The sequence below is a fragment of the Candidatus Anoxymicrobium japonicum genome (assembly GCA_002843005.1).
In the GTDB taxonomy this organism is placed as follows: domain Bacteria; phylum Actinomycetota; class Geothermincolia; order Fen-727; family Anoxymicrobiaceae; genus Anoxymicrobium; species Anoxymicrobium japonicum.
Genome location: PHEX01000014.1, coordinates 1 through 17,122 on the forward strand (window position 1 = coordinate 1; position 17,122 = coordinate 17,122).

At 55.9% G+C, this 17,122-nt stretch carries 13 protein-coding genes, 2 tRNA genes and 1 pseudogene; 4 read left to right on the forward strand and 12 right to left on the reverse strand.

Annotation, left to right across the window (positions count from 1 at the left end):
* The 5 genes from CVT63_02390 to CVT63_02410 all read right to left on the reverse strand — a co-directional run.
* Positions 1-6,573 (reverse strand): hypothetical protein (locus CVT63_02390; GenBank protein ID PKQ28478.1); only part of this gene is annotated, 6,573 nt, incomplete at its 3' end.
* 115 nt (positions 6,574-6,688) lie between these two features.
* A complete protein-coding gene (locus tag CVT63_02395) occupies positions 6,689-7,618 on the reverse strand; it encodes a 2-ketoisovalerate ferredoxin oxidoreductase (GenBank protein ID PKQ28504.1) in 930 nt (309 codons plus the stop codon).
* A gap of 48 nt (positions 7,619-7,666) precedes the next feature.
* Complete coding sequence (porA, locus tag CVT63_02400; protein PKQ28479.1) at positions 7,667-8,926, reverse strand: pyruvate ferredoxin oxidoreductase; 1,260 nt, start codon at positions 8,924-8,926, stop codon at positions 7,667-7,669.
* Positions 8,881-9,153, reverse strand: a complete 273-nt coding sequence (locus CVT63_02405; GenBank protein PKQ28480.1) for a pyruvate ferredoxin oxidoreductase — start codon at positions 9,151-9,153, stop codon at positions 8,881-8,883. Before CVT63_02405 ends, porA begins: the two co-directional genes overlap by 46 nt.
* On the reverse strand, positions 9,150-9,737 hold the full coding sequence (locus CVT63_02410) for a hypothetical protein (protein PKQ28481.1): 588 nt from the start codon (positions 9,735-9,737) through the stop codon (positions 9,150-9,152). Before CVT63_02410 ends, CVT63_02405 begins: the two co-directional genes overlap by 4 nt.
* 146 nt (positions 9,738-9,883) lie before the next feature.
* On the opposite strand from CVT63_02410, the gene CVT63_02415 reads away from it, so the two are divergent.
* Positions 9,884-10,831, forward strand: a complete 948-nt coding sequence (locus CVT63_02415; protein PKQ28482.1) for a diguanylate cyclase response regulator — start codon at positions 9,884-9,886, stop codon at positions 10,829-10,831.
* 187 nt (positions 10,832-11,018) lie between these two features.
* On the opposite strand, the pseudogene CVT63_02420 reads toward CVT63_02415, so the two are convergent.
* The 3 genes and pseudogenes from CVT63_02420 to CVT63_02430 all read right to left on the reverse strand — a co-directional run bounded on the left by CVT63_02420 (position 11,019) and on the right by CVT63_02430 (position 13,563).
* Positions 11,019-12,071, reverse strand: a pseudogene (locus CVT63_02420) (hypothetical protein).
* Between the two features lie 43 nt (positions 12,072-12,114).
* Positions 12,115-13,242: a histidinol-phosphate transaminase gene (locus tag CVT63_02425; GenBank protein PKQ28483.1), complete on the reverse strand. Its 1,128-nt coding sequence runs from the start codon at positions 13,240-13,242 to the stop codon at positions 12,115-12,117.
* Positions 13,243-13,359: 117 nt separating this feature from the next.
* A complete protein-coding gene (locus tag CVT63_02430) occupies positions 13,360-13,563 on the reverse strand; it encodes a hypothetical protein (GenBank protein PKQ28484.1) in 204 nt (67 codons plus the stop codon).
* Between the two features lie 133 nt (positions 13,564-13,696).
* Here CVT63_02430 and CVT63_02435 point away from each other — a divergent pair.
* Both CVT63_02435 and CVT63_02440 read left to right on the forward strand, forming a co-directional pair.
* A tRNA-Gln gene (locus tag CVT63_02435) sits at positions 13,697-13,770 on the forward strand.
* Positions 13,771-13,845: 75 nt separating this feature from the next.
* Positions 13,846-13,923 (forward strand) — tRNA-Glu (locus CVT63_02440).
* 69 nt (positions 13,924-13,992) lie between these two features.
* Here the strand turns inward: CVT63_02440 and CVT63_02445 are convergent.
* Positions 13,993-14,355, reverse strand: a complete 363-nt coding sequence (locus CVT63_02445; GenBank protein PKQ28485.1) for a hypothetical protein — start codon at positions 14,353-14,355, stop codon at positions 13,993-13,995.
* Positions 14,356-14,730: 375 nt separating this feature from the next.
* Complete coding sequence (locus CVT63_02450) at positions 14,731-15,990, reverse strand: hypothetical protein (GenBank protein ID PKQ28486.1); 1,260 nt, start codon at positions 15,988-15,990, stop codon at positions 14,731-14,733.
* Here CVT63_02450 and CVT63_02455 point away from each other — a divergent pair.
* Entirely contained in the window at positions 15,842-16,354 is a 513-nt protein-coding gene (locus tag CVT63_02455; protein PKQ28505.1) for a hypothetical protein, read from the forward strand. The two genes, CVT63_02450 and CVT63_02455, sit on opposite strands and share 149 nt — an antisense overlap.
* Here CVT63_02455 and CVT63_02460 read toward each other — a convergent pair.
* Complete coding sequence (locus CVT63_02460) at positions 16,331-16,744, reverse strand: DNA-binding protein (protein ID PKQ28487.1); 414 nt, start codon at positions 16,742-16,744, stop codon at positions 16,331-16,333. The two genes, CVT63_02455 and CVT63_02460, sit on opposite strands and share 24 nt — an antisense overlap.
* Positions 16,734-17,057 (reverse strand): DNA polymerase III subunit beta, encoded by a 324-nt coding sequence (locus CVT63_02465; GenBank protein PKQ28506.1) that lies wholly within the window; start codon positions 17,055-17,057, stop codon positions 16,734-16,736. Before CVT63_02465 ends, CVT63_02460 begins: the two co-directional genes overlap by 11 nt.
* Between the last annotated feature and the right edge of the window lie 65 nt (positions 17,058-17,122).

A 17,122-nucleotide genomic window follows, 5' to 3' on the forward strand; every position in this document is an offset into this window, starting at 1 on the left:
TTTTGTCATGAGCCCCAGACTGTTGTACTCGTACGTGGTGGTGGCGAGAGTCCCGTCTGTGGTGGATGTCTTCTTGCCGTTTCTGTCGTAGGTGCAGGAAACGGTGCGGCCAGCCGGGTCTGTGATTGAGATCTCGCGGTTCATTGTGTCGTAGGCGTGGGTAGTGACGTGCCCCTCGGGATCCGTCTCGGTGATCCTGTTTCCGCAGGCGTCGTAAGTGTATGTGGTCGTATGGTTCTCGGGGTCTGTTGTGGACATCAATCTGCCGGAGGGGTCGTATGTGTTTGTCGTCTTGTTCCCTTTCGGGTCTGTGACGGTTATCTCTCTTCCCGCGTCGTCGTATGCGTGGGTGGTGATGTTTCCGAGCGCGTCGGTTGAGGTCGCGAGCCTGCCCGTTTTGTCGTACGCGCTGGTTGTGATGTTGCCCTCGGCGTCCGTTTCAGTGAGAACTCTTCCTTCAGCGTCGTAGGTTCTGGATATTGAGGCGCCTTTCGGGTCAACTGTTTGCGTCTCCCTGTTGAGGAAGTCGTAGAAGTGCTGTGTGGAGTGCCCGAGGGGGTCTGTTTCGCCTGTCGGGTTGCCATTCTTGTCGTATTCGTTGGTTGTGGTGTTTCCGATGGGGTCAGTCTGGCTCTCGACCCTGCCCATCTTGTCGTAGGCTGTCGCCGTGGTGTTTCCAAGTGGGTCTTTCACGGTGATCTGGTTTCCGTCTTTGTCGTAGGTGTATGTGGTCGTGTGGCCTTCGGGATCCTTCATGGACATGAGGTTTCCTATTTGGTCGTATGTAAAGGTTGTCATGTTGTTCTCGGGGTCGGTGGTGGTGATTTTCCTGTTTGCCGCGTCGTAGGTGTTGGTAGTTACGCCTCCGTCAGGGTTCGTCACCTGAATGAGGTTGCCCCTGGAGTCGTACGTGTTCGTGGTGGTGTTGCCAAGCGGGTCTGTTGTGGTGAGTTGCCGTCCCTGTGCGTCGTACGTGTAGGTGGTCGTGTTCCCCAGGGGATCAGTGCTTGAAATCAGGTTGTTGCGGGCGTCGTAGGCGCTCGTGGAGATGTTCCCGAGGGGGTCGGTGGTGGTGAGGCAGTTGCCCCGGGAGTCGTATGTGTATGTGGTCGTGTGGCTGAGGGGATCTGTCTCCGTGAGCATGTTCCCGTTCTCGTCGTAAGTGCTGGTGGTCTTGTTCCCGAGCTTGTCGGTGCGGGAGGTGACGTTTCCCGCCGCGTCGTATGTTGTGGCGTTGCTCTTGCCGTCCGCGTCCTTCTCCCCGATGTTGTAGAGATCGAGGTTGTCTTTGTGCTCCGTTTTCACTCCGCGGGCGTCTGTGAAGGTGCTCTGGTGCTCGAATGGATCGTACGTGAAGTTGACGACGTGCCCGTGGGCGTCCTCCTGAGAAACTACCCTGTCTGATTCGTCGTAAGTGTTCTTGACGAACTCATTTCCTATGGGGTCGGCAATGGTGAGCATCCTGTGCTGGTCGTCGTAGGTGTAGCGGGTGAAGTCGCCCTGAAGATTCCGCGCACTTTCTAGGTTGCCCCGGGAGTCGTAGGAGTAGAGCAGTTCCCTACCCGCCGGGTCGGTGATTTTGGTGATGCGGTCGCCTTCGTAGGTGACAGAGGCGCTCTGGCCCGTGGCGTCTGTAACAGAGGTGGCCTTGCCTGATGTATCTCTTGTGAAGGAGAGCGTGTTCTGGTTCGAGTCGCGGACAGTTGTCAACAGCCCCGTCTGGTCGAAGGATTTCGAGCTGCCATCCTTCCATGAGAGCGTCCAGGTTTCATCCGCATCGCGCGTGAGGGTGGAGTAACCCTGGTCGGCCACATCCTCGGGAACGTAGGTGTCTGGCATTCCCTCTTTCGGGATGTACCTGTGAGTATCGCCCTCAGAGCCAATGAGCATCCAGTTGTCTTTCTCGTAGTCGGGCAGGTACGGCTCTATCCTCTCTGTGAAGGTGCTGTCCCAGCCGAAGCCGAATGGGTTTTCCCTGTCGTGTGAGAGAGCGTTGTAGGTGCGGGTCACCTCGATGCGCGGGCCGGTACTCTCGAACGAGAGATCAGTGTGGCTCTGGTAGAAGTTGCCGGTGCTGGTATTCACCGGCTCGCCCTGGTATTGGGAGCGGAGGTTGACGCCGTACACACGTCCGTAATAGGCGGTCTGCCCCACCCAGTTATCGACGTAAACATGGCCGCCAATCCCGTTGCACTTGCCAGCGGGAGCAGGTCCCGAGCCATCTCCCCACCAGTTGTCTGATACATCGATGTAGTCTGGTCCGTCGCAGTAAACACCGAAACCGTCAGCCATTTCTTTGCCGTTGTCGTGAATACTATTACCTTTTAGATTCACGTTCAAATTGGATTCATATTCATGTATGTCGATTCCGATCTTAAAACCCGAGATGTCATTTTTGCCGGTTACGGATCCCGAGAATTTGCGCAGGGATATACCCGCATGAAGGTTGGGGTTTTCGTTTGGCAAGCCTGTCCCAGTCACGATGTTAGTCTTCAAGACGGTATTCCCCCCATGGCAGAAGATGCCTATTTTGGAAATATTCGTCAGTATATTAGATTCAACCACGGTGTTGGTGGGAAAGTGCATTATTATGCCTGCTGACGTCATGTCAACTTTGTTTGACTTAATGATGAGATTATCGCCCATCCCGCGAACAATAATACCTGTCCCTTTACCTGCTTTGCTCATCAATATATTAGACTCAATTACAGCGCCAGTAACCCATGCCAAGCTTATGCCATATGCCCCGATGATTATGTTGTTCGACTTGATAGTGATATTTTTGTTCTGATATGCGCAATTGATACCGGTGTCGAGAACGTTCTTCATGTTATTGGATTCAATCACAGCATCGGTGGACTGTCTTAACTCTATGCCCGTTGATGCCCGGTCGATCGTGTTCGATCTGACAATAACATTTCCGGTCTCTCCGCAGTGTGGGCAACAGATGCCTATCTCAGAAATGTTCGTCAACGTATTAGACTCAATCAAGTTGCCGGTAGTGTCACAGCCCAATCTTATGCCATATGACGTCATGTCAACTTTGTTCGACTTGATGATAAACTTTTCCCTAACATTGAAGCCGTTATAACAATAAATGCCATACCCGAAGCCATACTTGTTAGAAATGTGCGTCAGCGTATTGGACTCAATCACCGCATTGGTAAACAGTCCCGAAAATATGCCATATATTACCCCGTCAATATTGTTCGACTCGATGGTGGCATTTTTACCATTTTCACAATCAATGCCCCAGCCCGTTAACGCTCCTCTGATCGTGTTCGACCTGATAGTGACATCTCCACCGCGCAAAAAATAGATATTTTTGTCGCGAATGTTTGTCAGTATGTTAGACTCAATCACGGAACTAACGGCCACCAATTGTATGCCCGTTAATGCCCCGTCGATCGTGTTCGACTTGATGGTGGCATCATTAGCAGATACTTCTACTGCTGTTTTGCTTATATCCTCGATTATGTTCTCCTCGAGGGTGATGGTGGCAGTACCACTTTTCACCATCATGACACCGTCTGTTGGACTGTGGGCTATCCTCGAGGAGCGAAGATTAACGTCTCCTGTCACGCCGTAGAAAATAATTGATGAGTTCGATGACACGTACCTCGAACCGATAATGTTCTCACCTGTACTCTTCCCCGCATACAGGACGCGCGTTCCCTCAACAATAGAAGACGAAGGAGATCCCGGGGCGAAATAAACGGTGCTCCAGTTGCCGGGTTGCGGTGTTGAGTTGCCGCCATCGGCGTTGGTGTCACCCAGACATGAGTCATCCTTGATAGAGGTCAGAACAATCGGAAGCTGTCCGGTTGTGGAAGACATCTCGAGCGCGCCTTCCACGTAGAAGCCTCCCCTTATAAACTTGACGACCGTTCCGGAGGTGATGGTCAGCTTTACGCCTTTGGGAACCACTATCCAACCGTCCACCACCCAGGGGTTTGCCGCCGGAGTCCAGGTCTCATCAGAACTCAAGACAGTATCGCCGATCCTCGTGATCACGGACACCGGAGCGTCAAAGGATAGCGCTCCATAAGTTATTCGCACCGTTCCCAGGCCCAAAGACGTGGCTGTGAAATGCCCTGCGGCATCGATCGTCCCGACGTTTCCCAGCAATTGATAGAGGGCAGGAACAAGATGGTCGTTCCCGTTCATGTCAGTGCCGACCGACATGAACTCCGCGGACTGGCCTACTTCCAGCATCACGCCTGTTGGTTCGGTGTGAACGCTTTCGATGGTATAGCCCGGGACGTTCGAGACTTTCACCGACAGGTTGCAGAGTGTCGAATGGCCTGCGCTATCAGTGGCGGTGAGCTTCAAGACGTACTCGCCATCAGCGAGCGTCTCCGCGTTCCACCAACCCAGCGTACCCGAGGAAACAGGGGTTGTGAAACTCTTGATCAATTGCCATTTGTCCGGCTCGGAGAACGAGCAGTATTCCAGGGAGTAGTTCTTGAAATGGGCGTCTTTGGCCGTTCCCTTCACTTTAATCAGACCGGTGCACACCTGGTCGGCGACGGGAGAAGTAATAGTAGCCTCCGGAGCCGTATGGTCGATAAACACCGGGACGGTCTTTGTTATCTCCATGCCCGACAGGCCATAGACGGTGAGACGCAGCATGTAAGGATTGTTTTCTTGCAAAGAATTCGTGTCCCAGATGGCCAGTATGCCGTTTTTCACAGGGTTCGTCTGGCCGCTTGTGATAGTTTGCCAGGAGTCGGGGGCGTTCGGGTTGTGCCCTCTCATGTACTCGATCTTGTAGGAGGAAAAGTTGCCTCCAGATGCGCTGCCTGTTATTTCACAAGATTCCGGCACACCTCCGTTTTGGATCGGGAAGGTGATCTCGGCAAGCGGTGGGCCTATCACCTTGACTGTCACCTGCCTGTAAGCGGTCGAGACCTTGCCCGAACCATCGCCGACCTGGAGCCTGAGTGTGTAATCTCCGCCGGGGAGACCGGCCGTGTTCCAGGCGGCGAGCGTGCCGTGCCATACCTGCTGTGAGGAAGAGGAGATATCAGTCCACGCGCCTGGGGCGTTCTCATCCGTGCCGGCCCTGAACGCCACGGCGCAGGATAAAAGATCCATATCGAAAGCGATCCCTTTGACCTGAACCTCTCCATCGAGTTGCGCCCCCTGAACCGGTGAAGAGATCTCGGCTACCGGCGAAGGGTTGTCGATGAACACGCGCTCGGCGGCCGTGCTCTCTCTTTTCATCTCGTCTTTGGCGCTCAGTGTGAGGAGAAGTGCTTCCCCGGGGGAATCCTCAACGGTTATCGTCCCGATCGCCGCGTTGTCCACCTGCTGGCTGCCTGAGGCCACCTTCTCCTTGCCGCTGCCCATCGTCTTTGGAACATCCGAGAGGCAATCTGTCCTGATCGATGAGAGGGAGCGCTCATAGTTGTAGATTGCAAGCTCGTCAAATGTGGCGTCGGCCGTGGAGGGATCCTGGGGGTAGCAGCCGAAGAAGATGTGTTTGCCGAGTTCGGTGATCTTTCCCGTTCCGAGCCCCTGGGCTTGTTCCGATTGAAAACCGTTCACCGCAAGCGAGATGTTGCCGTCGTTCCATGTGGCGGCCAGGTGGAAGGGCGTGTTCGCGGGCAGATTGTTTGAATCAACAGGGAACGTGCAGGAGTTCGCGTTTGCCTCGCGGTCAAAGACGGTGAAAGTGATGCCGCCTGCCTCCTTGGTAATCTTAAGGCAGTCGGTGGGATGAAGTCTGTCCGCAGTCTCAGTCTGGAGAAGTATTCTCGTGGCCTGGTCGTCCGGCGACCAGTCGGGAAGTATCCACATCTCGATTGTCCCGGATCCGGCGTCGATGTTCTTCCCGGCCGGGCAGGAAAGACCTTCCCCGGCGCCGATGTGCAGGCCCTGCGCAAACTTTGCATTCTGATACGTTGGATTCCCGATAGCATCGCCTTCTTCGCCGGTGCGCTCGTTTGCGGTGTTTCCGTCCAGGTGGGCAAGCAGTCTCGCCGCGAGCGATTCACGCACGAGCTTCCAGCGCGCCAAGTGCGCGTCGGTGATAGTGCCTGTTACCGGAAAAGGACTCCAGACGACACCTCCATCTCGCGGGGAAGCGAAAGAGACGTTGGGCGGATCGTTGTCGAGGCGAACTTCCACCTCATCGGATGCGACGACTCCCGAGGACGCGAACACCTCGAGCTTCAACATGTAGTCGCCGTCGGGGGCTGAGGTCGTGTCCCAGTCGGCGAGTTTGTCGTTGGACACAGGATATGTGATGTCGGCGATTTCCCGGCTGTTCTGAGGGTCTTCGATGGGAGCGAAGGAGAGTTTGTAGTCGGTGAAGTCAGGGGCGGTCGCCGTCCCTTTTACTTCCACGGTAGCCTCGACCAGCGCGCGCTTGCCGGGCTTCTTGATTTTCGCCTCTGTCTTAACTTTTGCGGCGGATGCGACGCCGCATGACAAAGCCACGCACAACATTGCGGTGACCACAACGAGTGCGAATGCTTTCAGAAACTTGAAGTGAACAAGAGAAAGGGGTGTGCCTGCCATCTTCGCCGCTCCTATCCCCGCCGCCGGGTTCTTGCCGCTGATGATCAATCAGGTTGTGCCAGTTGCGCGTACTCATGCGCGCTTTGGAAAAACCTATCATAGGGGGGGGATGTCAACTGTTTGCTTGAAATTTGGAATTGGTCTTTCGCCGCGGGAAGCCCTGTCAGATGTACTCGGGCACCCAGCCCTGGAGCCTGCGAATGGACTCGGAGACTTCCTCCTCGAGACGGTCTATGGCTTTTGACCCCTCGGGTGAAGCGATAGCCTGCTTGAACCGGCCCTGTGTTTCGAGATAATCCCTGACCGGCTTGCGCTTGACCTTGCCATCGAGAATGCGGCTGGTCGCCGCCGTGAAGCGGGTCTTGCCCTCCTCGTGCTCGTACAGGAGCCACATGCCGCTCTGCACGGCCATCCGGCTGACCTCTATCATCTGGCCGGACGGAAACTTCCATCCGGGTGGGCACGGCGCCAGGATCTCAATATATCTGGTTCCCTTGAGGCTCATGGCTTTCAGCATCTTCTGGTAAAAATCGAGCGGGTAGGCGAGCGATACGGTCGCGACGTACGGTATGCGGTGCGCGATCATTATCTGGGATATGTCCTTGCGGTGCTGTGTCTTTCCACCCGGGGTAGTGGTAGTCCAGGCGCCAAGCGGGGTCGCGCCGCTTCGCTGAGTGCCGGTGTTGGAGTACATCTCATTGTTGTAGCAGACGTAGATAAAATCCGTCTCGCGCTCCGCGGCGCCGGAGAGAGACTGGATGCCGATGTCGTACGTGCCGCCATCGCCCGCCCACACCAGCACGGTCGGCTTTTCCCCTGTCTCGCCGCGTTTGCCCAGCGCATTGAGGCCGGCGACAACGCCTGAGGCGCTCGCCCCTCCTGTAGCAAAGGCCACGTTCATTACGGGGAGGTTGATCGCGGACAGCGGGTATGCGCCCTGTACCACCGAGGTGCACGAGGCCACCACGATCAGTATCGTATTCTTGCCCAGCGCCTTGAAAGCTATCCGGAGCGCCAGGCTCGAAGGGCATCCCTGGCACGCCGTGCTCCCCGCAAGAAACAGCTCCTCACTGGTGAGGTCTTTTAATCTAATCACTGTCCATCAGTGCCTTCCACGTCGATCAATGCGCCCGCGCGTCATTCACTTTTCTTTAAGGAACCCGCCAAACTCGCGGAGTATCTCGCGGGAAACCTCGTGACTCGAAGTAACTCGCGAGTCCCCCCACGTGACCTCGTCCATGTCGCCGTCCCACGCTTTTTGGGTCATTTTCTCGATAAGCTCAAAGGTAACATCACGACCGCCGAGCCCGACTATCAGATTGCGCGCGGGAACATCCACCTTCCCGAACAGGGCTCCTTTTGTCTCCGTGAAAAGCGCGCCCTGATTGCCGTACGAGCAGTCGCGGTCGATAACCAGCAACCCTTCCCTGCCGGCGCAAAGATCGCGCAGTTCCTCCGTGGGAAACGGGCGGAAAAAGCGCACGCGCAACAAGCCTGCCTCTTTTCCCTGACCGCGAAGCGAGTCAACCGCCACCCTGGCCTCGGCGGCGATGCTTCCCATGGCTATGATCACGAAACGGGCGTCCGAGAGCATATACGATTCGACCAGCTCTCCGTGCCAGCGGCCGAACGCGTCATGGAACTCCTCTGCCGCGCGCTTGATGACGCCACGGGCGTTCTCATAACCGACCTGCATCGACTCCCGTGTCTCGCTAAAGTCCTCCGGATAGACGACCGAGCCGTGCGTGACCGGCTTGCGCGCGTCAAGCTTCCAGACAGGTTTGTAGGGGGGAAGGAAACCGGCGACCTGCTCACGGGACGGCACGTCCGCGTCCATATAAGTGTGCGATATCACAAACGCGTCCAGATTGAGCATAAGGGGCAACAGCACGGAATGATCCTCCGTGATTCTGAAAGCCTGTATGACGGTGTCCACAGCCTCCTGATGACTCGCGACATAGACCTGCAACCATCCGGTGTCGCGCTGACTCAGCGAATCCTGGTGGTCGCACCAGATGTTCCAGCCGGGCCCCAGCGCGCGGTTGACGTTAGCCATGACCACGGGAACCCTGATGCCGGCGGCGTAGTGCAGCATCTCGTGCATGTAGGCGAGCCCGTGAGAGCTCGTCGCTGAGAACGCGCGGACGCCTGTCAGCGAAGCCGAGACCAGGGCCGCGCAGGCGCTGTGCTCGGACTCGACCGGGATGTACTCGGCGTCCATCTTTCCCGCGGCAATGAGTTCTGCGATCTTCTCGATGATCTGTGTCTGCGGGGTGATCGGGTATGCCGGGATGACCTCTACGGCGGAGGCGTCGGCCGCCAGCGCGACGAGATGATCACCTGTCTCGAGCACCCTCACGACTTCTTCTCCTTGACCATGGAGATAGCGCCGGTCGGGCATTCAACCGCGCAAACTCCGCATCCCTTGCAGTACTGATAGTCGATCTCCACGCCTTCTTTTGTGATCGACGCCTCGGGACAGTAGACCCAGCAGAGGAGACAGTTGTTGCACTTGCGCTCGTCCCTGACAGGACGGAAGACGCGCCACTCACCCGTGTCGCCCGCGCAACCTTTCGTCGGTCTGGACAACGAGTTTATGTGACCTACATCGTTTTTCTCATTTTTCATAAGACACCGGTTTCAGACTTAAAGAACTGCCGTTTTCTTACGCCCTCATATCCGCGCGTGACAGCTTTCTCGTAAATCTCGAGGTTCCCTCTCTTGGAAGCGATCCCGCGCACAATACCAAGCGCTCCGTTCAGGTCAGACACCCTCGACTGGCAGGCCAGCGCGCCGAACAGGGGCAGGTTCACCATCGGCATGCCATCGACCTCGAGCCCGAGATCGAGCGCTATGCCGGTGGCGTCCAGGTAATAAACTTCCCTGGAGAAACACTCCGCCAGGCTCTCCGCCACCTCTCCTGGAGCGTTCACCATCAAACGGCCGCCGGATTTTATGCCATCCTGCAACGCCTTCTGAACAAGATCAACGCTTAACACCACCAGAAGATCGGGTTGATAGATCTGACTCCTTAGATCAATTGGGTTATCGTCAAGGCGCACAAACGCTTTCACGGGAGCGCCACGCCGCTCGGCCCCGAAAAAGGGGAACGCCTGAACGTGCTTCCCTCTCTCGTAGCCAGCCTGAGCCACCCAGGTGCACATGGTGACCGCTCCCTGGCCACCGAGGCCGTGTACCCTTATCTCAAACATTTAGTTCGTCCCCCTTCCCATGCTCCAGGATGGAGGTAGCGATAGTACACGGGAAGCTTGATGGTTGACTGGACATATTGTATTTGCGACTCTGTCCTGGATGGACAACCATAGCGCCTCCTTCCTGTGTCCAAAAGTTAAGTATAATGGAAAGAATGCTTATTCCAAGGCCGAAAATCCTGGTTGTCGATGATGATCGGGATCTCAAGAAAATCATCAATACGGCGTTGCCGAAGCGCAAATTCGATGTATATGCGGTATCAAACGGCAAAGAGGCGTGGGATATGGTCAAAAACCTGCATCCCGATATTGTCCTGCTGGACGTGATGATGCCCGGCCTGGACGGTTACGAGACATGCAAACGCATCCGCGATAACCCACAGACGCGAAACATCCCTGTGATAATACTTACGTCGCGTGTTCAACTCAAAGACAAGCTTGTGGGAATAGAGTCCGGCGCAGACGACTACATAACCAAGCCGTTCGACCCTCTCGAGCTTCAGGCCCGTATTGAAATGCACTTCCGCAGATACCTGCGCGACATGGACATGAGCCCGATCACCGCGCTTCCCGGCAACAATGCCATCGCGGACGCGCTTGCGAGCATTATTGAGTCCGGCCGCAAGTTCGCTCTTCTTTACGCTGACATCGACGACTTCAAAGCCTATAACGACTACTACGGCTTTATAGCTGGCAGCAAGGTAATCAAGATGACAGGTGGTGTGTTGACCGAGGCCCTGCGGAAGTTCGGCGATGAGAACGACTTCCTCGGACACGTAGGCGGAGACGACTTCATACTCCTGACCTCAATTGAAACTTCCGAGGACGTGTCCCGTGAAATCATCCGCCTTTTCGATGAGCGCATCCGGGAGCACTACCTCTCGGAGGATCTCGAGAAATGTTACGTAATCACGACAGACAGGCGGGGCTATGTGATGAAGTTTCCGATATTGACCATCTCCATCTCCATCATTCACAACAAATATCGCCAGTTTTCCGACTCTATCCAGATCGGAAAGATCGCCGCGGAGCTGAAAAAATACGCCAAAGACCTTGATGGAAGCGTCTACGTCTTCGATCGCAGAAAAAGTTAGCGAAAAGGAAAAGGGGTCAGGCACCGTCTACCAGATCCTCGGAAAGCCTGTCGTCCGTCGAAAGGAACTCCATCAACCTTTCCCATGCGACTCTGGACTCCAGGTACCAGGCAAAGGGATCGTGTTTCGGGGGCGCGTCGTATCGCGCGAGGTGTACGTTGTTCATGCACTCCTGGAAAGCGCGCTCATCCCCCTCCTTCATGAAATGAAGGCCCATCAACACCGAGGTCTTGAATATGAGATCCTCGAGATTGTCCTTCATGCACTGGCCCGGGTAGGGGTCGAGCTCCTCGACTTCGACGGAGCGAATGCCGGCGGTCGGAACCTGCCGGCGCAACTTTTCCCTCGCGTACACGAAACGATAAATATTTTCGCGGAAGTGCGCCCAGGCGGGAACGTGTGACTCGGGGGGCAGGTGCTTGATCGCAAGCTCGCGGTCGAGCAGGAAGTCGATGTCGAAAAACTTGCAGTTCACCAGGTAGTCGATGTCTTCTCCACGCCTGACGTTGGGGTCAAACGATATTTTTCGAAACACATCGCGGTGTATCACCATGTTGCCGCCGAAGACAAATGGGGTGGGTTTCAGCCTCGGCGCCTCCCCTATTATCCCAAACGCCTCGTTCATGGCGGTGACCATGGGCCACTCCCCCATCCACCACTCCTCGGGCGGCGGTAGCAGGTAGCTACCGTCGGGGCGCTGATAGTAACCCGCGATCGCGCCCACGAACTTCCCGTCACGTGTCGTGCCGATGTTCTCGAGGGCTTTGTCCATGTACGCAGGATCCTCGTAAATCTGGTCGTCGTCGAAAAGCACCGCGACCTCGGAGCGCGCGAGTTCCGCGACTATCAGACACATGTTGCGGATGTTCGAGTAGCCGGTGAGCGACAAAAGTCCCGAGTCAGTCTCGCTTTTGCCTTGCTTTCTTTCATCGTCCAGTAGCCCGCGCATCCGCGCCTCGAAAGAGTGTGAAACCACCGTGACGGGAAAGTTGTCGCGAAATGGGCTGATGAGATCCTTGACCTTGTCCTCAACCGCGCGCGCGATGTCCGCGCTCGTGGCGCTGGCGAGCACCACCACGTTGAAGTCGCGGTTGCGCAGTACCTTTATGCTATCGAGAGCCCTCGTTATAGTCCCCGGCTGATCGAGTGGAGTTGGATGGTCGTAGACGGCGTCCGTCTCGTTGAAAGACTCGCCCGCGGGTCGGCCCCAGTACGTCGGAATTACGATAGTAGCGCGCAATGCTGCTCCCCTTTCGTTTGTCAACCTGTTGTCAATCCGTCATTTAGAGCCCGGCGATCTCGCGTATCGCGTCGATGACGGCGCGATTCTGCTCGGGCGCGCCTATTGTGAGACGTATGTATCCCGGGTAACCAAGCGCCGCTCCGTCTCGAACGATTATGCCCCTCTCCAGCAACCGCTCGGGCAACGCGTCCGCCACGTAATCGTACTTAAAAAGCATGAAGTTCGCCTGCGTCGGCACGGGCGCCATACCCATGCCGTCAAGCTCAGACGCGAGAAACCGCTTTCCATCGGAGTTTACGCGCCTGCTGCGCTCTATGTGCTCGACGTCGTCCAGCGCCGCGGTAGCCGCAACCTGAGCGAGCCGGTTCACGTTAAACGGCGGACGCACGCGCTCGAGGCATGTCACGATCTGAGGGTGCGCGATGCCGTAGCCCACGCGAAGCCCCGCCAGTCCGTAGCACTTCGAGAACGTGCGCAATACAACCAGATTTGGATACTTCTCGATGTAATTCAAGCTGTTCGGATAGTCGGGGTCATCCACGTACTCTGCGTACGCTTCGTCCCAAATCAACAAAACATCCTCGGGCAGCCGGGCAAGCATCCTCTCAAACTCGGCGCGAGTGCATATAGCGCCTGTCGGGTTGTGCGGCGTGGCTATAAAGACCGCCCTGGCGCCGTCACCTGCGAGCTCGAGCATCCGGTCGATGTCGTGGCGGTGCTCAGCCAGCGGCACGTATGCGATCCGGGCGCCCATCACCATTCCGGAAAGAAAGTAAGAAGAGAAAGTCGGGTCGCCCATCACCGCCACGTCTCCGGGGTTGAAAAACGCATAGAACAACAGGTCTATGACCTCGTCCGTGCCGTTGCCGAAAACAAGGCTCTCCGGAGCGACGCCGAGCTTTTGCGAGAGCTTCTCGTGCAAAGCGACGCACGCGCCGTCAGGGTAAAGCGAGACATCCTGGAGCGCATCCCGAAGAGCCTCGACCGCCTTCGGCGATGGGCCCAGCGGGTTCTCGTTCGAGGCGAGCTTGATCACCTCTGTCACGCCGTACCGCGATTTAACGTCGTCTATGTCCAGACCTGGACTGTACACCGGCAGGCCCTCTATCTCCCTGCGCGCAATGCTCTCGAAATCAAAAGTCATGTTTTTCCTTGTGCTCAGCGCCACGTTCTCCGGGCTCCCTCGCCCCTTGGGGAGGGTTTCCTCCGGGCTCCCTCGCCCCTTGGGGGAGAGGGTTGGGGTGAGGGGTAAACACCCCCCACACTTTACATTATCGCAATATGCTCAGTCATCTTCGCGCTCTGATCCTCCCGCATCGCCAGAACCGCGATATCCCTTGTGCTTCTCCATCTCCCGGCGCGCCACCTCACGCTTCAGATCATCTCGCCTGTCACGCTGCGCGCGCGTTGGCGGCGCCACTGACTTTCTTATGCCTTTGTATATTTCAACAAGACCCGGCAGGCGCTTTGCCACGAAAATCACCTCCACCCGATAATACTACCGGACAACGCGCGTAAAGGAAGAGAAGTAACGCGTGTCAATCATGCAGGTCGCCATACACGCAAATCGTGCGCGACCTTGCCCGCCACGGTAATTTTCGCTATCATCGTTACTGTTCCACTGGGGGATCGTCTAGCGGTAGGACACTGGACTCTGGCTCCAGGTACGAGGGTTCGAATCCTTCTCCCCCAACCAGAGTCCGTGAATAGCAGTGCGATCGCCAGTCCGCCAGGATGCCCGTCATCCGTAAAGTTTTGAAAAGTTAAATGTGGCGCATTCGTCTAGCCTGGTCCAGGACGCCGCCCTCTCAAGGCGGTAACAGGGGTTCAAATCCCCTATGCGCTACCAGCCCCTTTCTGAAGCGATTTCCTGCCTTTTGTTACCGGTTGAAAACCCCTCAAAAGTGATTGTCGCTGATCAGGTGTCCGAACCACAGTGCTTGCACTTGATTGCAGCAACTTTGATTGTTTCGGCGCAGTAAGGACACTTCTTTAGTTGGTCTTGTTCTTGGTCTGCCTTTGTCCCAGTTGCACCTATAAACTGCTTCACCTCAATATTCACAGCGTCCCATGTTACTTCTGCAGGGCCGCCACAGTTTTCGCACGGGTAGATCATTGAGCCAGAAGAACCCTTTATCCAGCCTTTTTCGACCTCCGTTACCCTAGTGGGTATAGGGACTTTGTTGACGTGACCGCAGAATTCGCAATCTACATCTTGGGGTGGGATGAGGAACAGGTTGCCAACCAGTCTTTCGGAGAGGTCTTTTTCATTGTAGGACATCTTTCCTACCTCTCTCTTTAGCTAAGCGCCCCATTCCATAAATACTCGCAAGCGAACGCCGTTGCATCCGCGCCTGCTGCGTTCCGCTTCCTCCCCGTACTCACCGAGTACGACTCGGTCGCGCGGCCTTTTAAGGAACGGCGCATCGACGCTCTCGATACGTTACCGTATTTATGGAAAGGGGCACTAAGCCCACAAAGTTCTGTACTTTCCCTCTCCCCAAGACGAAGGTCACACCAAGACTACACCATGTGGCGCGATCTGTCACGTTTCCGAAGCTGAGTAATCGCGCGTTGCGCTATTCGATTCAGAGAAGCTTGAAACGATAAGCTATCTATGGCTAGACGGAACCGCGCCGCGCGTGCGAGACGCGGCTCAAGAGATTGCCAGGCCCAGCGGCACGGCCCAGATTCCCTCACCGAGATTGACCACTTCAACACCGTTGTACGCCAGGATGCACAGCCTGCACTCGGGGGTCGATTCCATGAATGTGCGAAGCGACCTGATATCTTTTTTGCGTAGTTGTTCCCCGGCCTTGATCTCTATCCCTACCACCTGCTCCCTTGTGTCTATCACCAGGTCAACCTCGCGCGTTTCGTCTATCCTCCAGTAGTTGACCGTCCATTCCGCACCGTGTGCTTCCATGATTCCCAGCAGATTCTGAAAGAAGTAAGTCTCATACATGAATCCTCTGAGCGGGTGGCCGGAGAGGTTTCGGCAACCGGCCATGTGGCAGGCAATCCCGGCATCGGAAAGAAACAGTTTTGGCGACTTCTTGATACCGCTTCGCAGGCTGCGCGTGTACGGGTGTACGCGCTGAACTACGAACAACTCCTCGAGCAATCCCAGGTATCGCTTTGCGGTGTTGTGAGGCAGCTCAGCATCTCTGGCCACCTGGTTCAAATTGAGAATCTGCCCGGTTCTGGCCGCAAGCAAACGGAGCATCGTCTTGAAGCCAACGAGGTTCTCAATGCGAGAGAGACACAAGATATCCCGCTCCAGATACGTCTGTTCGTATCCGGCCAGCCAGATCTCTCCTGCTTCCTTTGGAGAAAGCACGACCTGGGGCATTCCCCCGCGGATGACTTCATTGTCGGTCACCGGTTTCACGTCGAGGTTCCGGACTTTTCGCGGCTTGCGCATGAAGTCGAGCAGAAACGGCTCTTGCTCTATTTCCCGAGATATCTCCCTCCTGGTCATAGGCATCATCCGACGATATATGGCCTTGCCGGCAAGGCTTTCGGCGGTCGCTTTTTTCAGTGGAAGACTTGCCGACTCTGATAGCAGGAAGCGCCCTCGGCGCTCATCCCTTGCGACGGCCCTTTTGATCGCCGGAAACAATCCGTCTTCTTTTTGCGCCTCGTCGATTGTCACACGGTCATAGGAGGACAGCTCCGAGTCCGGGCTCTCCCGCAAAGCAACCTGAAGAACAGGGTCATCCAGGCTCACGTATTCCCTGTCCGCAAACCGGGGATCATTGACGAGCATGGTGCTCTTCCCAACCTGCCGCATGCCGGTCAAAACTACGACGGGCATGAATTTGAGCAGGCGGCCGATATCCGCGGATATCTCGCGGGGCACATACTTTTTAACAATGTGCGCTTTGCCTGATGTTGTGTGTTTTTCCTCAGCCATCCGGATTATGCCTCCCCATATGTGCCATCACATGGCAATATTATTGCCATGCATCTGCAAATATGTCAAGCATGTCAACAGTTTGACCAGACCCACCGATTTGTGTGAGGAGCCAAGAAAAGAAAGGTGGATAATGTCAAAAGTTGAAGTTTTTGATCCTTCGATGTGCTGTTCGACCGGCGTATGCGGCCCGGACGCGGTAATCACCTGCCCTCGATCCTGTGGGAGTTCGCCGTGCCATTCCTCAGCTTTCGTTCGCCAGAAACACACCCGGTTAACTTGGAGGACGATGGCTTTTCAAATCAAAACACTGGCAAGAGCTCAAAGGCCTTTTTGCAGTTTATGGACACAAGTCATCCGGTAGACAATTCAGAACAGCTTGATTGACCGCTCGAGCCAGCGCGACCGCTTCATCGGCCTCCGCTATCTCAGGCTCTTCCGCATCGCCGGGATAGCGGAATTTCCAGGCGTACTCTGTAAGAACAGCGGCTTTCCTTAGCAATGGCTCGGCAATTTCTTCGATATCGGCACATCGCTCGCCAAGTTCCACTAAGTTGTGAGTTTTGCGGAAAGGGACATCGTGCCAGCAGAGAAATGCCTTTAGCATCTTTTCAACTACCTGCTGGGCATGAAAAACCATGTCGGCGGTGATAGGTGGCTCCGCCGTTCTATCGTGGTCTGCCGCTCTCAGGTCGATCTGGGCCTTTGTGAGCCACTCTCTGGTTTCCGCGATTCTGGCTGCATCAAACGGCATAAAGCAACTTGCCCTCTCTTATCACCGTAGCGGCCAGGGAAGAGTTCAAATGCGCGCGGCTCTCGAAGTATCCGCTCGTCCACACCAGCACATCGGCCGCAGCGCCGGTGCCCCAGAGTTGCTCGTAGGCCAGTCTGCTGCGCCGCCGCTCCAGTGGCGCGTCATCCGGGACAATGACCAGGATGTCATAATCGCTGTCCGACCCTGAGTCATCGCGCGCCCTGGAGCCGAAAAGAAAAACCTTTTCCGGCAGATAAGCGGCTATCAACCGCTCAAGCACAGCATCCAGAGCCTGGTCTTTCGTTGTATTCATTTGCTTTTCCGCTTCTTCGATTTCACCACTCCGCTTGACATATTCTAGCATGGAGGCGCTATAGG

What these genes read in the sequence shown, in the direction of transcription:
- porA (PKQ28479.1), bottom strand. Translation starts at nt 8,926, where the DNA reads ATGCCCGACCGGCGCTATCTCCATGGTCAAGGAGAAGAAGTCGTGAGG.
- CVT63_02405 (PKQ28480.1), bottom strand. Translation starts at nt 9,153, where the DNA reads ATGAAAAATGAGAAAAACGATGTAGGTCACATAAACTCGTTGTCCAGA.
- CVT63_02410 (PKQ28481.1), bottom strand. Translation starts at nt 9,737, where the DNA reads ATGTTTGAGATAAGGGTACACGGCCTCGGTGGCCAGGGAGCGGTCACC.
- CVT63_02415 (PKQ28482.1), top strand. Translation starts at nt 9,884, where the DNA reads ATGGAAAGAATGCTTATTCCAAGGCCGAAAATCCTGGTTGTCGATGAT.
- CVT63_02445 (PKQ28485.1), bottom strand. Translation starts at nt 14,355, where the DNA reads ATGTCCTACAATGAAAAAGACCTCTCCGAAAGACTGGTTGGCAACCTG.
- CVT63_02455 (PKQ28505.1), top strand. Translation starts at nt 15,842, where the DNA reads ATGGTGCTCTTCCCAACCTGCCGCATGCCGGTCAAAACTACGACGGGC.
- CVT63_02450 (PKQ28486.1), bottom strand. Translation starts at nt 15,990, where the DNA reads ATGGCTGAGGAAAAACACACAACATCAGGCAAAGCGCACATTGTTAAA.
- CVT63_02460 (PKQ28487.1), bottom strand. Translation starts at nt 16,744, where the DNA reads ATGCCGTTTGATGCAGCCAGAATCGCGGAAACCAGAGAGTGGCTCACA.
- CVT63_02465 (PKQ28506.1), bottom strand. Translation starts at nt 17,057, where the DNA reads ATGAATACAACGAAAGACCAGGCTCTGGATGCTGTGCTTGAGCGGTTG.